General features: G+C 71.1%; 13 protein-coding genes. 5 read left to right on the top strand and 8 right to left on the bottom strand.

Annotation, left to right across the window (positions count from 1 at the left end):
• Positions 1 to 4: 4 nt before the first annotated feature.
• From GT030_RS14095 to GT030_RS14085, 3 genes are read right to left on the bottom strand one after another with little or no spacing between them, the layout of a single operon-like run.
• Positions 5 to 898: a metal ABC transporter permease gene (locus tag GT030_RS14095; RefSeq protein ID WP_161201399.1), complete on the bottom strand. Its 894-nt coding sequence runs from the start codon at positions 896 to 898 to the stop codon at positions 5 to 7.
• A complete protein-coding gene (locus GT030_RS14090) occupies positions 898 to 1677 on the bottom strand; it encodes a metal ABC transporter ATP-binding protein (protein WP_161201398.1) in 780 nt (259 codons plus the stop codon). The genes GT030_RS14095 and GT030_RS14090 overlap by 1 nt, the downstream gene beginning before the upstream one ends.
• Positions 1674 to 2633, bottom strand: a complete 960-nt coding sequence (locus GT030_RS14085; protein ID WP_161201397.1) for a metal ABC transporter substrate-binding protein — start codon at positions 2631 to 2633, stop codon at positions 1674 to 1676. The genes GT030_RS14090 and GT030_RS14085 overlap by 4 nt, the downstream gene beginning before the upstream one ends.
• Before the next feature lie 229 nt (positions 2634 to 2862).
• Here GT030_RS14085 and GT030_RS14080 point away from each other — a divergent pair, with 229 nt between their 5' ends.
• From GT030_RS14080 to GT030_RS14070, 3 genes are all read left to right on the top strand, one after another.
• A complete protein-coding gene (locus GT030_RS14080) occupies positions 2863 to 4245 on the top strand; it encodes a glycine--tRNA ligase (RefSeq protein ID WP_086692524.1) in 1383 nt (460 codons plus the stop codon).
• A 146-nt stretch (positions 4246 to 4391) separates the two neighbouring features.
• On the top strand, positions 4392 to 5402 hold the full coding sequence (locus tag GT030_RS14075; protein WP_161201396.1) for an aldo/keto reductase: 1011 nt from the start codon (positions 4392 to 4394) through the stop codon (positions 5400 to 5402).
• Positions 5403 to 5441: 39 nt separating this feature from the next.
• On the top strand, positions 5442 to 6038 hold the full coding sequence (locus GT030_RS14070; protein ID WP_161201395.1) for a TetR family transcriptional regulator: 597 nt from the start codon (positions 5442 to 5444) through the stop codon (positions 6036 to 6038).
• Between the two features lie 6 nt (positions 6039 to 6044).
• Here GT030_RS14070 and GT030_RS14065 read toward each other — a convergent pair whose 3' ends face one another.
• From GT030_RS14065 to GT030_RS14055, 3 genes are all read right to left on the bottom strand, one after another.
• Complete coding sequence (locus GT030_RS14065) at positions 6045 to 7187, bottom strand: serine hydrolase domain-containing protein (RefSeq protein ID WP_161201394.1); 1143 nt, start codon at positions 7185 to 7187, stop codon at positions 6045 to 6047.
• 61 nt (positions 7188 to 7248) lie between these two features.
• On the bottom strand, positions 7249 to 7473 hold the full coding sequence (locus GT030_RS14060) for a hypothetical protein (RefSeq protein ID WP_161201393.1): 225 nt from the start codon (positions 7471 to 7473) through the stop codon (positions 7249 to 7251).
• Between the two features lie 72 nt (positions 7474 to 7545).
• Positions 7546 to 8979, bottom strand: a complete 1434-nt coding sequence (locus GT030_RS14055) for an MFS transporter (RefSeq protein ID WP_161201392.1) — start codon at positions 8977 to 8979, stop codon at positions 7546 to 7548.
• 178 nt (positions 8980 to 9157) lie between these two features.
• Here GT030_RS14055 and GT030_RS14050 point away from each other — a divergent pair, with 178 nt between their 5' ends.
• Positions 9158 to 10030 (top strand): helix-turn-helix transcriptional regulator, encoded by an 873-nt coding sequence (locus GT030_RS14050; RefSeq protein ID WP_161201391.1) that lies wholly within the window; start codon positions 9158 to 9160, stop codon positions 10028 to 10030.
• A 10-nt stretch (positions 10031 to 10040) separates the two neighbouring features.
• Here GT030_RS14050 and GT030_RS14045 read toward each other — a convergent pair whose 3' ends face one another.
• Complete coding sequence (locus GT030_RS14045; protein ID WP_161201390.1) at positions 10041 to 11486, bottom strand: MFS transporter; 1446 nt, start codon at positions 11484 to 11486, stop codon at positions 10041 to 10043.
• A gap of 159 nt (positions 11487 to 11645) precedes the next feature.
• Here GT030_RS14045 and dusB point away from each other — a divergent pair, with 159 nt between their 5' ends.
• Complete coding sequence (dusB, locus tag GT030_RS14040; RefSeq protein WP_161201421.1) at positions 11646 to 12776, top strand: tRNA dihydrouridine synthase DusB; 1131 nt, start codon at positions 11646 to 11648, stop codon at positions 12774 to 12776.
• A 65-nt stretch (positions 12777 to 12841) separates the two neighbouring features.
• Here dusB and GT030_RS14035 read toward each other — a convergent pair whose 3' ends face one another.
• Entirely contained in the window at positions 12842 to 14404 is a 1563-nt protein-coding gene (locus GT030_RS14035; protein ID WP_161201420.1) for a CDP-alcohol phosphatidyltransferase, read from the bottom strand.
• Between the last annotated feature and the right edge of the window lie 315 nt (positions 14405 to 14719).

Below are 14719 nucleotides of genomic sequence, written 5' to 3'. Positions count from 1 at the left end.
GAGGTCAGACGCCCACCTCGTCCCCCGCGGGTCGTGTCGCTGGGATCGCGCACTCGACCGGGTCCCCGGTGGGCCGGGTCGCGCGGGCGCGGCGGCGGGCCAGGGGGGTGGCGAGGGCGGTCATGACGGCGAAGGCGGCGATGGTGAGGAGGACGATCGTGGCGCCCGGGGGGACGTCCTCGTAGAACGAGGTGATCGTGCCGCCGATGGACACCGTCACGCCCAGGGCCACCGCTATCGCGAACGTCGCCGCGAAACTCCGGGTCAGCTGCTGGGCGGCGGCCACCGGGACCACCATGAGCGCCGACACCAGGATCAGGCCGACGACACGCATCGCCACGGTGACGGTGACCGCCGCCGTGACCGCGACGAGCAGGTTCAGCGCACGCACCGGCAGCCCGGTGACCCGCGCGAACTCCTCGTCCTGGCTGACGGCGAACAACTGCCGCCGCAGCCCCAGCGTCACCGCGACCACCGCCGCGCCGAGCACGATGATCGCGGTCACATCGGCCGGCGCCACCGTGGACAGCGAGCCGAAGAGATACGACGTGAGGTTGGCATTGGACCCGCCCGGCGCGAGGTTGACGAAGAGCACACCACCCGCCATACCGCCGTAGAAGAGCATGGCGAGCGCGATGTCACCCCGCGTCCTGCCGTACCACCGGATCAGCTCCATCAGCACCGACCCCGCCACGGAGACGAGGGTCGCCATCCACACCGGCGACGAGTTCAGCAGGAAACCGAGACCGACACCGGTCATCGCCACGTGCCCGATGCCGTCACCCATCAGCGGCTGGCGGCGCTGCACGAGGTAGATGCCGATCGCCGGCGCGATGACACCGACCAGGACGGCCGCGAGCAGCGCCCGCTGCATGAAGGCGTAGTTCAGGAAGTCCATCAGCTCAGCAGTCCCGTACGGATCGGTTCGGCGCCCTCGTGCGGATGCACGTGGTCGTGGCCCGGCAGGGCGTGCTGGCCGACGGCCTTCGGCGGCGGCCCGTCGTGCAGCACACAGCCGTCCCGCAGCACCACCGCACGGTCGATCAGCGGTTCCAGCGGGCCCAGTTCATGCAGCACCAGCAGCACGGTCGCCCCGGCGGCCACCTGCTCGCGCAGGGTCGCGGCCAGCACCTCCTGGCTGGCGAGGTCGACACCCGCCATCGGCTCGTCCATGATCAGAAGCTCCGGCTCGGACACCAGGGCCCGGGCGATCAGCACCCGCTGGTGCTGGCCCCCCGAGAGCGCCGTGACCGAGTCCCTGGCCCGGTCCGCCATGCCGACCAGCTCCAGCGCCCGCTCCACCGCCTCCCGGTCCGCCTTGCGGAAGAACCCGAAGCGGGTCCGCGCCAGCCGCCCCGACGACACGATCTCGGACACCGTGGCCGGTACGCCCCCGGCGGCGGAGGTGCGCTGGGGGACGTAGCCGACGCGGGCCCAGTCGCGGAAGGAGCGCAACGGCGTCCCGAACAGCTCGACGGCACCGGAGGTGGCCGGCACCTGCCCGATCGCGGTCCGCACGGCCGTGGACTTGCCCGAACCGTTGGCCCCGAGCAGCGCGACGACCTCACCGGGCCGCACGCTCAGGTCGATGCCCCGCAGCACCGGTCGCCCGCCCAGCTCGGCCCGCACGTCCCGCAGGGTCAGTACGGGCGCCGACTCCCGCCCCTCGCTGGTCACTTGGACCCCAGCGCGCTCTGGAGGGCCTTGAGGTTGGCCCGCTGGACGGCGAGGTAGTCCTGGCCGCGCGACCTCTTCGTGATGCCCTCGACCGGATCGAGCACGTCCGTCTTCAGGCCCGCGTCCCCGGCGACGGTCTTCGCGGTCTTGTCGCTGACCAGCGTCTCGTAGAACACGGTCGAGACCCCGTCCGCGTGGGCAAGCTTCTGCAGCTCCCGCACCCGTGCCCCGCTCGGCTCGGACTCGGGGTCCAGCCCGCTGATCGCCTCCTCGGTGAGGCCGTACCGCTCGGCGAGGTAACCGAAGGCCGCGTGCGTCGTGATGAAGACCTTGGACCGGGTGTGCGCCAGACCCTTCGCGAAGTCGGTGTTCAGCTCGTCCAACTGCTGCACCAGGGTCGCGGTGTTCTTCTTGTAGTCCGCGGCGTGGTCCGGGTCCGCCTTCTCGAAGGCCCGGCCGACACCCTGGGCGACCTCGGCGTACCGCACCGGGTCGAGCCAGATGTGCGGGTCCTTGCCGTTCTCCGCCTCGTGGCCGTGGCCCTCGTGCTCGGCGGCATGGCCCCCGGCCTCGGTGCCGTGCTCCTCCAGCGTGGTCATCGTGGCCGCGTCGATCTTCGTCTTCACCGGCGACTGGTCCACCGCCTTGTCCACCGACGGCTGCAGCCCCTTCAGATAGAGGACGGCGTCGGAACGCTCCAGCCCGCCTATCTGCCGCGGGCTGATCTCCAGGTCGTGCGGCTCCTGGCCCGGCGAGGTGAGGGTGGTCACGTGCACGTGGTCCCCGCCGATCCGCTCCGCGAGGTAGGCCATCGGATAGAAGGAGGCGACGACGTCGAACTTCCCCGTGTCCCCCGAAGCGGCGCTGCTGTCCGAGCAGGCGGACAGCGTCCCCAGGCCCAGGGCGGTGACGGCCGCTATCGCGGACCCGGATATGAGGCGTCGTCGTACGTTCATGACAGTCATTTTCAACAAAGTTGGAAACGATTGTCAACAAGCTGACCGCCCGGAGCTCGCGACGCGGATTCTCCGGGTCGGCTTGGTAAGGGTTAGGGCGGGCTTCGACGGCTTCGGGAGGGGGGCCGGCGGGGGCCGATTTGGCCGTGGGGGAGCATGCGCCGGTAACCTGAATCATTCGCTGGAAGCATCTCGCTTCAACGCCCGTCGTCGTAATGAAGAGAGCACCGTGGCCGCCGACAAGATCGACACCATCGTCAGCCTGAGCAAGCGCCGTGGCTTCGTTTTCCCCTGCAGTGAGATCTACGGCGGACAGCGTGCCGCCTGGGACTACGGACCGCTGGGTGTCGAGCTCAAGGAGAACATCAAGCGTCAGTGGTGGCGCTACATGGTGACGTCGCGCGAGGACGTGGTCGGTATCGACTCGTCCGTCATCCTGGCCCCCGAGGTCTGGGTCGCCTCCGGTCACGTCGCCACCTTCACGGACCCGCTGACCGAGTGCACCTCGTGTCACAAGCGGTTCCGCGCGGACCACCTGGAAGAGGCGTACGAGGAGAAGAAGGGCCACGCCCCGGCGAACGGCCTGGCCGACCTCAACTGCCCGAACTGCGGCAACAAGGGCACCTTCACCGAGCCCAAGCAGTTCTCCGGTCTGCTCTCCACCCACCTCGGCCCGACCCAGGACTCCGGCTCCGTCGCCTACCTGCGTCCCGAGACCGCCCAGGGCATCTTCACCAACTTCGCCCAGGTGCAGACCACTTCGCGCCGCAAGCCGCCCTTCGGCATCGCCCAGATGGGCAAGTCCTTCCGCAACGAGATCACGCCCGGCAACTTCATCTTCCGGACCCGCGAGTTCGAGCAGATGGAGATGGAGTTCTTCGTCAAGCCGGGCGAGGACGAGGAGTGGCAGGAGTACTGGATGCAGCAGCGCTGGAACTGGTACACCAACCTCGGCCTGCGCGAGGAGAACATGCGCTGGTTCGAGCACCCGAAGGAGAAGCTCTCCCACTACTCCAAGCGCACCGCCGACATCGAGTACCGCTTCTCGTTCGGCGGTTCGGAGTGGGGCGAGCTGGAGGGTGTCGCCAACCGCACGGACTACGACCTCGGCGCGCACGCCAAGGCGTCCGGCCAGGACCTCTCCTACTTCGACCAGGAGGCCGGCGAGCGCTGGACCCCCTACGTCATCGAGCCCGCCGCCGGCGTCGGCCGCACCATGCTGGCCTTCCTCCTCGACGCCTACACCGAGGACGAGGCGCCCAACGCCAAGGGCAAGATGGAGAAGCGCGTCGTGCTGCGCCTCGACCACCGCCTCGCGCCGGTCAAGGTCGCGGTGCTCCCGCTCTCCCGCAACCCCGAGCTGTCTCCGAAGGCCAAGGGTCTCGCCCAGGCGCTGCGCCAGAACTGGAACATCGACTTCGACGACGCCGGCGCCATCGGCCGCCGCTACCGCCGCCAGGACGAGATCGGCACCCCCTTCTGTGTGACCGTCGACTTCGACACGCTCGAGGACAACGCGGTGACCGTGCGCGAGCGCGACACCATGAAGCAGGAGCGGGTCTCCCTCGACCAGATCGAGGGCTACCTCGCCGCCCGTCTGATCGGCGCCTGACCTTCGCATTTCCGCCCACCCTCCTGCCCGGTCCCCGGGTCGGAGGGTGGGCTTTTTCGTGTCTGGACGGGGTCTGCCCGGAATCCGCTGACAACTAACAGCTGACAGATATTGAATTCTGTCAGTCCACGTGCCAGGCTGGACGCATGACGATCCCCACGCGAAATCTCGGAACCACCGGCCCCCAGGTCTCCGCCCTCGGCCTCGGCTGCATGGGCATGTCGGGTATGTACGGAGAAGCGGACCGCCCGGAGGCCATCCGCACGGTGCACGCCGCTCTGGAAGCAGGCGTCACCCTCATCGACACCGGCGACTTCTACGCCATGGGTCACAACGAGATGCTGGTCGGCGAAGCCCTGCGCACCGCCCCGGCCCCCCTCCGTGACAACGCGGTGCTGAGCGTCAAGTTCGGCGCCCTGCGCGACCCGGACGGCGCCTGGCTCGGCTTCGACGGCCGGCCCGCCGCGGTGAAGACCTTCGCCGCCTACTCCCTCCAGCGCCTCGGCGTGGACCACATCGACATCTACCGCCCCTCCCGCCTCGATCCGGACGTCCCGATCGAGGAGACGGTCGGCGCGGTCGCGGAACTGGTGGAGAAGGGGTGGGTGAAGCACATCGGCCTCAGCGAGGTCGGCCCCGACACCATCCGCCGGGCCGCCGCCACCGCCCCGATCTGCGACCTCCAGATCGAGTACGCGCTGATCTCGCGCGGCATCGAGCGGGAGATCCTCCCCACCCTTCGCGAGCTGGGCATCGGCGTCACCGCGTACGGCGTGCTCTCCCGCGGCCTGCTCTCCAACCACATCTCCGCCGACCGCGACTTCGCCGCCACCGACTTCCGCGCCTTCTCACCCCGCTTCCAGGGCGAGAACTTCCGGCACAACCTGAGCCTGGTCGACTCCCTCCGCAAGATCGCGGAACAGAAGGGGGCCACCGTCGCCCAGATCGCCATCGCCTGGGTCCTCGCCCAGGGCTCCGACATCGTGCCGGTCATCGGCTCCCGCACCCGCGAGCGGCTGTCCGAGGCGCTGGGCACCCTGGACATCACCCTGGACGCCGCCGACCTCGCCGCCATCGAGGAGGCCGTCCCGGCCGACGCGGCGGCCGGCGAGCGGTACGCCCCCGCGCAGATGGCCATGCTGGACAGCGAGCGATGAGCAGGAACCGGTGACCGGCGCGCCGGGTACGGTCTAGGCATGGCAGCGACCGAGACCCTGACCGCCGAGCGCATCCTCGAGGCAACGGAGGAGGTGCTGCGCCGCCACGGCCCGGCCAAGGCCACCGTGGTCGACGTGGCCCGCGCCCTCGGCGTCAGCCACGGCAGTGTCTACCGCCATTTCCGCACCAAGGCGGCGCTGCGCGAGGCGGTCACCAAGCGCTGGCTGGACCGCACTTCGGAGCGGCTCGCGGTCATCGCCGGTGAGGAGACCCCCGTCGAGGGGCGGCTGCGTGACTGGCTCGCCGCCCTGTTCGAGGCCAAGCGGCACAAGGCGGGTGACGATCCCGAACTCTTCGCCACCTACAGCGTGCTGGCCGAGGAGAGCGGGGCGACGGTCGGCGAGCACATCACCGACCTCACCGCCCAGCTCGCCCGGATCATCGAGGACGGCGCCGAGTCAGGCACCTTCCGCGCCGCGGACCCGGCCGCCGAGGCCCGCGCCGTCTTCCAGGCCACCGCCCGTTTCCACGACCCCTGCTACGCACGTGAGTGGCAGCAGCCCGGTATCGAGGAGGACTTCAAGGTGATCGTGGACCTGCTGATACGCGGGCTGGGCGCACCCGTCAGGCCGTGACTCCGGTCAGGCCGTGACCCGCCAGAAGTCCCGCACCACGGCCGGCGGGGTCGGGCCGGTCATGGCGACCTGGGTGAGCAGGACGGTCACCTGGCCGGTGGCCGGAATCAGATGGGCCGCGGTCCCGGTGCCGCCGACCCAGCCGTAGCGGCCGGGCACGTGCCACGGTTCGGTGCGGGCGATGTCGACCGAGCCGCCGTAGCCCCAGCCCTGGCCCTCCAGGAAGAGCGGGCTGCTCTCCCGCTGGGCGGGGGTGAGCTGGTCACTGGTCATCCGGGCGACGGACTCCGGCGAGAGCAGCTTGCGGCCACCGCCCGCTTCACCCCCGGCCAGCAGCATCCGTGCGAAGGCCAGATAGTCGTCGGCGGTGGAGACCAGGCCGCCCGCACCGGAGGGGAAGGCGGGGAGCCGGTCCCAGCCGTCGTTGAAGGCTTCGGCCACCTTCAGGGTGCCGTCGGGGCCGGGCTGGTAGGCGGTGGGCAACCGGTGCAGGTGCCGTTCCGGCACGGAGAAGCCCGTGTCCTTCATGCCGAGTGGCTCGAAGATCCGCTCGGCCAGGAAGTCCGGCAGCGATCGGCCTGTCGCCCGGGCGATCAGGGCGCCCTGAAGATCGGAGGAAGTGTTGTAGAGCCAGGCTTCGCCGGGCTGGTGGAGGAGCGGCACCTTGGCGAGTTCGGCCAGCAGCTCGTCCATGGCGGGCACCGCGTGCGGGGCGAACCCGCCGCGCTGCAGCTCGAACAGCGGGGCCACGGCGGGCAGCGAGAAGTCCGGCGGGAACCCCCACCCGCACCGGGAACTGAGCAGGTGCTCCACGGTGATGGGCCGCTCGGCCGGCACCAGGTCGTCCACCGGCGACTCGGGCGTCCGCACCACCATCGGCGCGGCCAGCTCGGGCAGCCAGCGCGACACCGGGTCGTCCAGCCCGACCAGCCCCTCGTCGACGAGCGTCAGCAGGGCGGCCGCGGTCACGGGCTTGGTGATCGAGGCGAGCCGGAACAGCGAGTCCCGCTCCAGCGGCACGGTCCGGCCGGTGTCCGTGTGCCCGACGGCCACCGCCTCCACCTCGTCTCCCCGGGCGACGAGGCCGACCACGCCGGGCAGGCTCCCGTCGTCCACGTATCGGCGCAGGGTGTCGTGCAGTGCGGTCATGGGGCTCGCCTTCCGGTCGGCGCGGGTCGTCATCGGGTACGACTCCCACGGCGCCGGGAACTCATCGCCGGGCGGGGTCCAGCGTCGCCTGATGGGCCTCGGCCAGATGCTCCGTCGCCGGGTGCTCGTCCGTAGGAGTCCAGGGCAGGTGCCGGGTACCCCGGCTCCAGCCGCAGGTGCCGCAGCCGAAGGTCCGCTGGAGTCCGGCCCGCACCACCCGTACGACGTGTTCCCGGCCGTGCCGGTCCCAACGGCGCACGCTGGTGCCGATTCTGTTGTCGGTCATGCCGGGAGTGTGCGGCACGCGGGGCGGGGCCAGGGGCGGAAGTCCGGGTGGGAACTCTCACACGGTTCCGGCTCAACCCACCTCGCGGGGCAGGCGCAGGCTCAGCAGACCGGTGGCGAGAATCGCCGTGAGCTGGGTGACCAGGGCGATCAGCAGGGCGTCCCGCATGCCGAGGTGCGGGACCAGGGTCAGGAAGAGGGCGCCCAGGGTGGCCACCCCCAGGGCGAAGGACGCCTGCTGGGTCGTCGCCAGCACCCCGCTGCCCACCCCGGCACGGGCGGCCGGGACCTCGGAGAGCACGATCCGCAGCAGATTGGGGAGCTGGAGCGCCTGACCCGCTCCGGCGACGGCCGCGCCGGGCAGCAGGCCGGCGAGCCCCAGGCCGGGCCAGTCCCGCCACACCGCCAGCCCGATCAGCAGCACACCCACGCCCTGGAGCACCGCCCCGGCGCCCACCACCCGCGTACCGAAGCGCGCGATCAGCCGGGGCCCGGCCAGCGAGACGAGCAGGAAGGAGACCGCCATCGGCGCCAGCGCCAGACCCGCACGTACCGGACCCAGACCCGCGCCCTGTTGGAGGCCCAGCGCGATGACGAACATGAACCCACTGAATCCCAGGCAGAACGGCACCACGATCAGCAGCCCCCGTCGCAGCGACAGGGTGGCGAACAGGCTCGGCGGCAGCAGCGGGGTACGGCCCAGCCGGTCCAGCCGCCGTTCCACCGTCCAGAACGCCCACCCCGCCACCGGGAACACCGCGAGCGAGACCCAGGTCCACAGCGGCCAGCCCGTCGCGCGGCCCTCGGTCAGCGGGGCGAGCAGCGCCAGCAGGGCCACGGCCAGCAGGACGGTGCCGGGGACGTCGACCGGCTCGGGGTGCCGGGCGCGGGTGTCGGGGACGTGGCGGACGGCGAGGATCAGGCCGAGCACGACCACCGGCACGTTCACCAGGAAGATCGAGCGCCAGCCGGTGCCGGCGATGTCCGCCGCCACCAGGACACCGCCCAGGATCTGGCCCACCACCATGGACAGGCCCGCCGTCGCGCCGTACAGGCTCATCGCGCGGGCCCGGCGGCCACCGGCGGTGGTGGACTGGATGGTGGCGAGCACCTGCGGCAGCATCAGCGCGGCCGACGCGCCCTGCACGGCCCGCGCCGCGACCAGGGTCCACGCGTCCGGGGCCAGCCCGCACGCCAGCGAGGTCAGCCCGAAGGCGGCCATGCCGCCGATGAACAGCCGGCGCCGGCCGAACAGGTCACCGAGGCGCCCGCCGAGCACGAGCAGCACGGCGTACGTGACGCCGTACCCGGCCACCACCAGCTCCAGCAGGGACGCGCTCGCGGAGAGGTCGCTGCCGATGGCGGGGAGGGCCACGTTGACGATGAAGAAGTCGACCAGGGGGAGCGAGGCGGCCAGCAGGACGGTCACCAGGCCCGCCCCGCTCAGGGTGGGCGCCGCCGCCGGAGCGCGTACGGACGGCACGGTGGAGAGGGTGGTCTCGGTCATGCCACCGAGCGTGCGCCCGCCCTCAGACGGGTACCAGAGTGTGCCGATCCTGGTACCGGAAGTACCCGCCAATGCCCTCGGACGGCCCTTGTCCCGCCCGGAGCCTGGTACTGGCGGGCGCTCATCCTGGTGGCAGCAGTACCTGGTAACGGGGTCCGGGCGGAGGCACCCTGGAACCATGACGACCATGGCCCAGGAAAGCGCCGTCCCGCAGGTGAAGGGCGCGGAGATCCGGCGCCACGAGCTGGCCGCGTTCCTGCGCAGCCGCCGTGAGCGGATCACCCCGGAGCAGGTGGGGATGCCGCGCGGGGCCCGGCGGCGCACGCCGGGGCTGCGCCGGGAGGAGGTCGCGCAGCTCTCCGCCGTGGGCGTGACCTGGTACACCTGGCTCGAACAGGCCCGGAACATCCAGGTGTCCGTACAGGTACTCGACGCCCTCGCGCGCACCCTGATGCTGGACCCCAGCGAGCGCGCCCACCTCTTCCAGCTGGCCGGGGCCGCCGACCCGACGCCCGCCGCGGTCTGCCCCAGCATCACCCCGGCGCTGCGGGCGACCCTGCGCCAGATGGAGCCGTTCCCGGCGGCGGTGCAGAACAGCCGGTACGACATCCTGGCCTACAACCGCACCTACGCCCGGCTGCTGTGCGACATGGACGCCGTCCCGCCCGAGGACCGCAACTGCGTGCTCCTCGCTTACTCCAACCCCGAGTGGCGCTCCTCGATCGTCCACCTCGACGAGGCCCTGCGGCTGATGGCGGCCCGCCTGCGCGCCTCGCTCGCCGGACACCTCGGCGAACCCGCCTGGAAGATGCTCCTCAAGCGCCTCCAGGCGTACCCCGAGTTCCGCGAACACTGGGAGCGCTACGAGGTGGTCGGCAGCCGCTCCAAGACCAAGGAGTTCCTCAACCGCCACGTGGGCCACCTCACCCTGGAACACACCGACCTCTGGCTCTCCCCCGACCAGGGCCCCCGCATGGTGATCTACCCACCCAAGAACGAGGAGTCCCGGGAACGCCTGGAGAAGCTGCACGCGCTGGCGCTGGAGGGCTGAGTCCGGGGGATCAGCCGGACGTAGCCACGGGCTGCCGCACCTCCGCGGTCTCCAGCGGCTCAGCCGTCCGCTCCGCCGTCCTGTGGGCCCAGCGGCCGCTGGTCAGGAGGCCGAGGACGAGGACGGCGGCGCCGCACGCGGCGAGAATCCACCAGCCGGGGCGGGCGGCGGAGACGAAGGTGCCGCGGTAGGGGGACGAGCCGATGCCCGCGGCCAGGACCGCGCCGATGACGGCGACGCCGAGGGTCTGGCCGAGCTGGCGGCTGGTGGAGGCGACCGCCGCCGCGACGCCCGCCTGGGTGCGGGGCATGCCGGAGACGGCGGTGTTGGTGATGGGGGCGTTGACGAAGCCGAAGCCGACGCCGAAGAGGACGTAGCCGAGGAAGAGGGTGACGTCGGAGGTCTCGGCCTCGAAGAGGGCGAAGAGGAGGCCGCTCACCGTCATCGCCGCGCCCGCGATCAGCAGGGGCAGCCGCGGCCCCCGGCTGCCGACCAGCCGTCCGGACAGCGGGGCGCACAGCAGGGTCGGGACCGCCATGGGCAGCATCCACAGGCCGGCGTGCAGGGCGTCGAGACCGCGTACGTTCTGGAGGTACAGCGTGGACAGGAAGAGGAACCCGCCCAGCGCGGCGAAGGCGCTCACCGCTATCCCGGTCGCCCCGCTGAACGGTGCCGAGTGGAAGAAGCGCAGGTCGATGAGGGGCTCCGCGCGCCGGGGCTCGTAGATCAGGAGGGCCAGCAGCGCGGCGACGGCCACGGCGGCGAAGGGGAGCACCTTGGTGAGGCTCGCGTCCGGCGCCTCGATGATCGCGTAGGTCAGCGAGCCGAACAGGGCGATCACCAGCACCTGGCCGACCGGGTCCGGGCGGCGCGGCCGGGGCGCGCGGGACTCGGGGACGAAGCGCAGGGTGAGCAGCAGGGCGGCAAGGCCGACCGGCAGGTTGACCCAGAAGATCGAGCGCCAGCCGACCGACTCCACCAGCAGCCCGCCCGCCAGCGGACCGGCGGCCATGGAGATGCCGACCACCGCGCCCCAGACGCCGATCGCGCGCGCCCGTTCACGCGGTTCGGTGAAGGTGTTGGTGATGATCGACATGGCGACCGGGTTGAGCATCGAGCCGCCGACCGCCTGGACCATGCGGAACACCACGAGGAGTTCCAGGTTCGGGGCGAGCGAGCACAGCAGGGAACCGGCGGTGAAGATCACCAGTCCCGCCATGAAGACCCGTTTGCGGCCGATCCGGTCCGCCGTGGACCCCGCCAGCATCAGCAGCGAGGCCAGCACCAGCGTGTAGGCGTCGATCGTCCACTGGAGACCGGAGGTGGTGGCGTGCAGCTCGCGTTGCATCGAGGGCAGCGCGACGTTCAGGGCGGTGTTGTCCAGGCTCACGATCAGCAGGCTCATGCAGCAGATCGAGAGCACCAGCATCCGCCGCCGGTGACTCAGCTCGGGCATGCGCTCCATCGTACGCGCTTCGATAGTGCGGCTAACTAATGACCCCTACACGATCCGCAGCAGTACCCGTACCCGATCCGTCCGGCAGGGGAAGGGGCACCGGTGAGGTGAGGGACAATGGACGACGCCCTTGCCGTACATCCGTCCCGGAGCCCCCTGATGACCCAGCCGCTGTCCATCGGCCCGCACGCCGTGGTGCCGCCCGTCGTGCTCGCACCCATGGCCGGGATCACCAACGCCCCCTTCCGCACCCTGTGCCGGGAGTTCAGCGGGGGCAAGGGGCTGTTCGTCAGCGAGATGATCACGACGAGGGCGCTGGTCGAGCGCAACGAGAAGACCATGCAGCTCATCCGGTTCGACGAGAGCGAGAAGCCGCGCTCGATCCAGTTGTACGGCGTCGACCCGGCCACCGTCGGCAAGGCCGTCCGCATGATCGCGGAAGAGGGCCTGGCCGACCACATCGACCTGAACTTCGGCTGCCCGGTCCCCAAGGTCACCCGTAAGGGAGGCGGCTCCGCGCTGCCGTACAAGCGGAACCTGCTGCGGGCCATCCTGCGCGAGGCCGTCTCCGGCGCGGGCGACCTGCCGGTCACCATGAAGATGCGCAAGGGCATCGACGACGACCACATCACCTACCTCGACGCCGGCCGCATCGCCGTCGAGGAGGGCGTCACCGCCATCGCCCTGCACGGCCGCACCGCCGCCCAGCACTACGGCGGCACCGCCGACTGGAGCGCCATCGCCCGGCTGAAGGAGCACGTCCCCGAGATCCCGGTGCTCGGCAACGGCGACATCTGGTCCGCCGAGGACGCGCTGCGCATGGTCCGCGAGACCGGCTGCGACGGCGTGGTCGTGGGCCGCGGCTGCCTCGGCCGGCCCTGGCTCTTCGCCGACCTGGTCGCCGCCTTCGAGGGCCGCGACGAGTTCCAGCGGCCGGTGCTGCGCCAGGTCGCCGACGTGATGGTCCGGCACGCCACACTGCTCGGCGAGTGGCTCGGCGACGAGGCACGCGGTGTCATCGACTTCCGCAAGCACGTCGCCTGGTACCTCAAGGGCTTCGCGGTCGGCTCCGAGATGCGCAAGCGGCTCGCCATCACCTCCTCGCTGGAGGAGCTGCGCGCCGGCCTGGACGAGCTGGACCTCGACCAGGCGTGGCCGGCCGGCGCCGACGGCCCGCGCGGGCGCACTTCCGGCAACAACCGGGTGGTCCTCCCGGACGGCTGGCTGAAGGACCCGTACGACTGCGCGGGCGTCAGCGAGGACGCCGAGCTGGACACCTCCGGCGGCTGAACGGCGACAGGGCCGGCCCTCAAGGGACCGGCCCTGTCCTCGAGCCCCCTCAAGGGCCTTGGGGGTCAGCCCTTCTTCGGGTGCGGAGTCGACCCGTACGCGGTCAGGAAGCGGTCGCGGAAGAGGTTCATCTTCCACACCGGCGCGTCGTGCGCGGGCCGCAGACCGTCCGACCAGCCCCAGTCACCGATCTTGTCCAGCACCTTCGGGTCCTTGGCGACGATGGAGATCGGCACGTCCCTGCTGGCGTGGTTGCCGCTGACGCGGGCGATGGGCTGGTGGTCGCCGAGGAACACCAGCACCGTGTCCTTGGTGCCGTAGCGCTCCAGCCACTCGGTGAGCGCGGTGACCGAGTACTGGATCGACTTGCCGTACTCCTGGCGGGACTTGGTGGTGTCCGCGATCACGTCGGCCGGCTTGTTGCCCGCCGCCTCGATGCCCTTGAAGATCGAGCCGTCGCCCAGCTCGTCCCAGCCGACCATCTTCGGGATCGGGCCCCAGGGCTGGTGGCTGGAGGTCAGGATGACCTCGGACATCATCGGCTTGTCGTGCTTCTTGCCGTGCACCCGCTTCTGGAACTGCTCCAGGGTGTACTGGTCCGGCATCGTGGACCAGCTGAACTTCGGTCCCTTGTAACCGAGTTCGAAGGCGTTGTAGACCTTCTCCAGTCCGAAGAAGCTCTGTTCGGGCCATGCCTTCTGGACACCCGGCATCACACCGACCGTGTTCCAGGCGCCGGACTTCTTGAACACCTTGGTCAGGCTGAGGTGGTCGCTCGCCATCACCGTGCGGTAGCGCTGCTGGTTGCTCACCCACAGGCCGGACAGGCTGGTGGAGTGGCCGAGCCAACTGCTGCCGCCGTACGTCGCGGAGGTCAGCCAGCCGCTCTTGGCGTGGTAACCCGCCTTCTTCAGCGCCTCGGTGCGCACGGCGAGGGTCTTGTCCACGCCGGGCGCCATGATCGGGTCCTCGATCGCGCTGCGGCCGTAGCTCTCGATGAAGGTGAAGATCATGTCCTTGCCGCGCAGGTCCGGCACGAGCTGGCCGGGCGGGGTCGCGCCGAACGCGTCCACCTTGGCGACCTTCTGGAACTCGGCCTCGTCCTTCAGCGTGTCGGACACCCGCTCGGTCTGGCTCTGCAGGGTGACGGCGGCGCTGTCGGCGGCGAGCGGCACGCCCGCGAGCTGCACCCCGAAGGAGGAGCAGGTGATCCAGACGACGCCCGCGATCAGCGTCCCCCGGGTCGCGGTGGCCGAGTGCCGGGCGAGGACGTTGCTCAGGCGCACGACGGCGTAGGCCAGCGCGGCGAACAGCAGCAGTACGAGCACGATCAGGCCGGCGGTCGCGGCGAGGGTGGCCGTCCGGCCGAGCGAGTCCTCCAGGTACGACTGCGCGTCCCCGAGCAGGCTCCAGTCCAGCACCAGGTTGAAGGTGCGGCCGAGGTACTGCTTGAAGCCCATGTCGAGCCAGTTCAGCACCGTCAGCGCGGCGAGTACGACACCGCTGGCCGCGGCGAGCACGATCCGCGGCTTCCTGGGCAGCGCGAGCAGGATGGCCGCGCCGACGATGGCCTCCCCGGGCAGCCGGAAGAACGTGCCGGGGCCGAGGTCGACGATGGTCGCGGGCATCACCAGGGTGCAGACGACCAGGATCGCGGCGAGGACGGTGATGGTCCGGGAGAGGACACGGGCACCTTGGGGGTGTTCCGCCTGCCAGCGGGTCAGGCGGGCGAAGCGGGGTGCCTTGGCGGGGGTGTCCGGGGCGACCTCGGGGGTGGGGCCCGCGTCGGGGCTGGTGCCGGGGTCGGCCTCGGGGGCGCCCTCCGGGTCGGTCCTGGCGTCGGACGTGTGGGCGGCCTCCGCGTCGGGAGAGCCCTCCGGGCCGTCCTCGGGGTCGGCCTTGGCTCCGGACACGTGGCTCGCCTCCGCGCGGGAACCGGAGCC

It is taken from the genome of Streptomyces sp. SID1328 (assembly GCF_009865595.1).
GTDB classification, from domain to species: Bacteria; Actinomycetota; Actinomycetes; order Streptomycetales; family Streptomycetaceae; genus Streptomyces; species Streptomyces griseoluteus.
The sequence above is the reverse complement of the archived record's forward strand: the minus strand, read 5'-3'. Positions and strand labels throughout refer to the sequence as shown.

Bases quoted from the DNA above. Each gene is read 5' to 3' on its own strand.
- GT030_RS14050 (WP_161201391.1), top strand. From the start codon at position 9,158: ATGACGACCATGGCCCAGGAAAGCGCCGTCCCGCAGGTGAAGGGCGCG.
- GT030_RS14095 (WP_161201399.1), bottom strand. From the start codon at position 898: ATGGACTTCCTGAACTACGCCTTCATGCAGCGGGCGCTGCTCGCGGCC.
- GT030_RS14055 (WP_161201392.1), bottom strand. From the start codon at position 8,979: ATGACCGAGACCACCCTCTCCACCGTGCCGTCCGTACGCGCTCCGGCG.
- GT030_RS14045 (WP_161201390.1), bottom strand. From the start codon at position 11,486: ATGCCCGAGCTGAGTCACCGGCGGCGGATGCTGGTGCTCTCGATCTGC.
- GT030_RS14070 (WP_161201395.1), top strand. From the start codon at position 5,442: ATGGCAGCGACCGAGACCCTGACCGCCGAGCGCATCCTCGAGGCAACG.
- GT030_RS14065 (WP_161201394.1), bottom strand. From the start codon at position 7,187: ATGACCGCACTGCACGACACCCTGCGCCGATACGTGGACGACGGGAGC.
- GT030_RS14075 (WP_161201396.1), top strand. From the start codon at position 4,392: ATGACGATCCCCACGCGAAATCTCGGAACCACCGGCCCCCAGGTCTCC.
- GT030_RS14035 (WP_161201420.1), bottom strand. From the start codon at position 14,404: ATGCCCGCGACCATCGTCGACCTCGGCCCCGGCACGTTCTTCCGGCTG.
- GT030_RS14085 (WP_161201397.1), bottom strand. From the start codon at position 2,633: ATGAACGTACGACGACGCCTCATATCCGGGTCCGCGATAGCGGCCGTC.
- GT030_RS14060 (WP_161201393.1), bottom strand. From the start codon at position 7,473: ATGACCGACAACAGAATCGGCACCAGCGTGCGCCGTTGGGACCGGCAC.
- dusB (WP_161201421.1), top strand. From the start codon at position 11,646: ATGACCCAGCCGCTGTCCATCGGCCCGCACGCCGTGGTGCCGCCCGTC.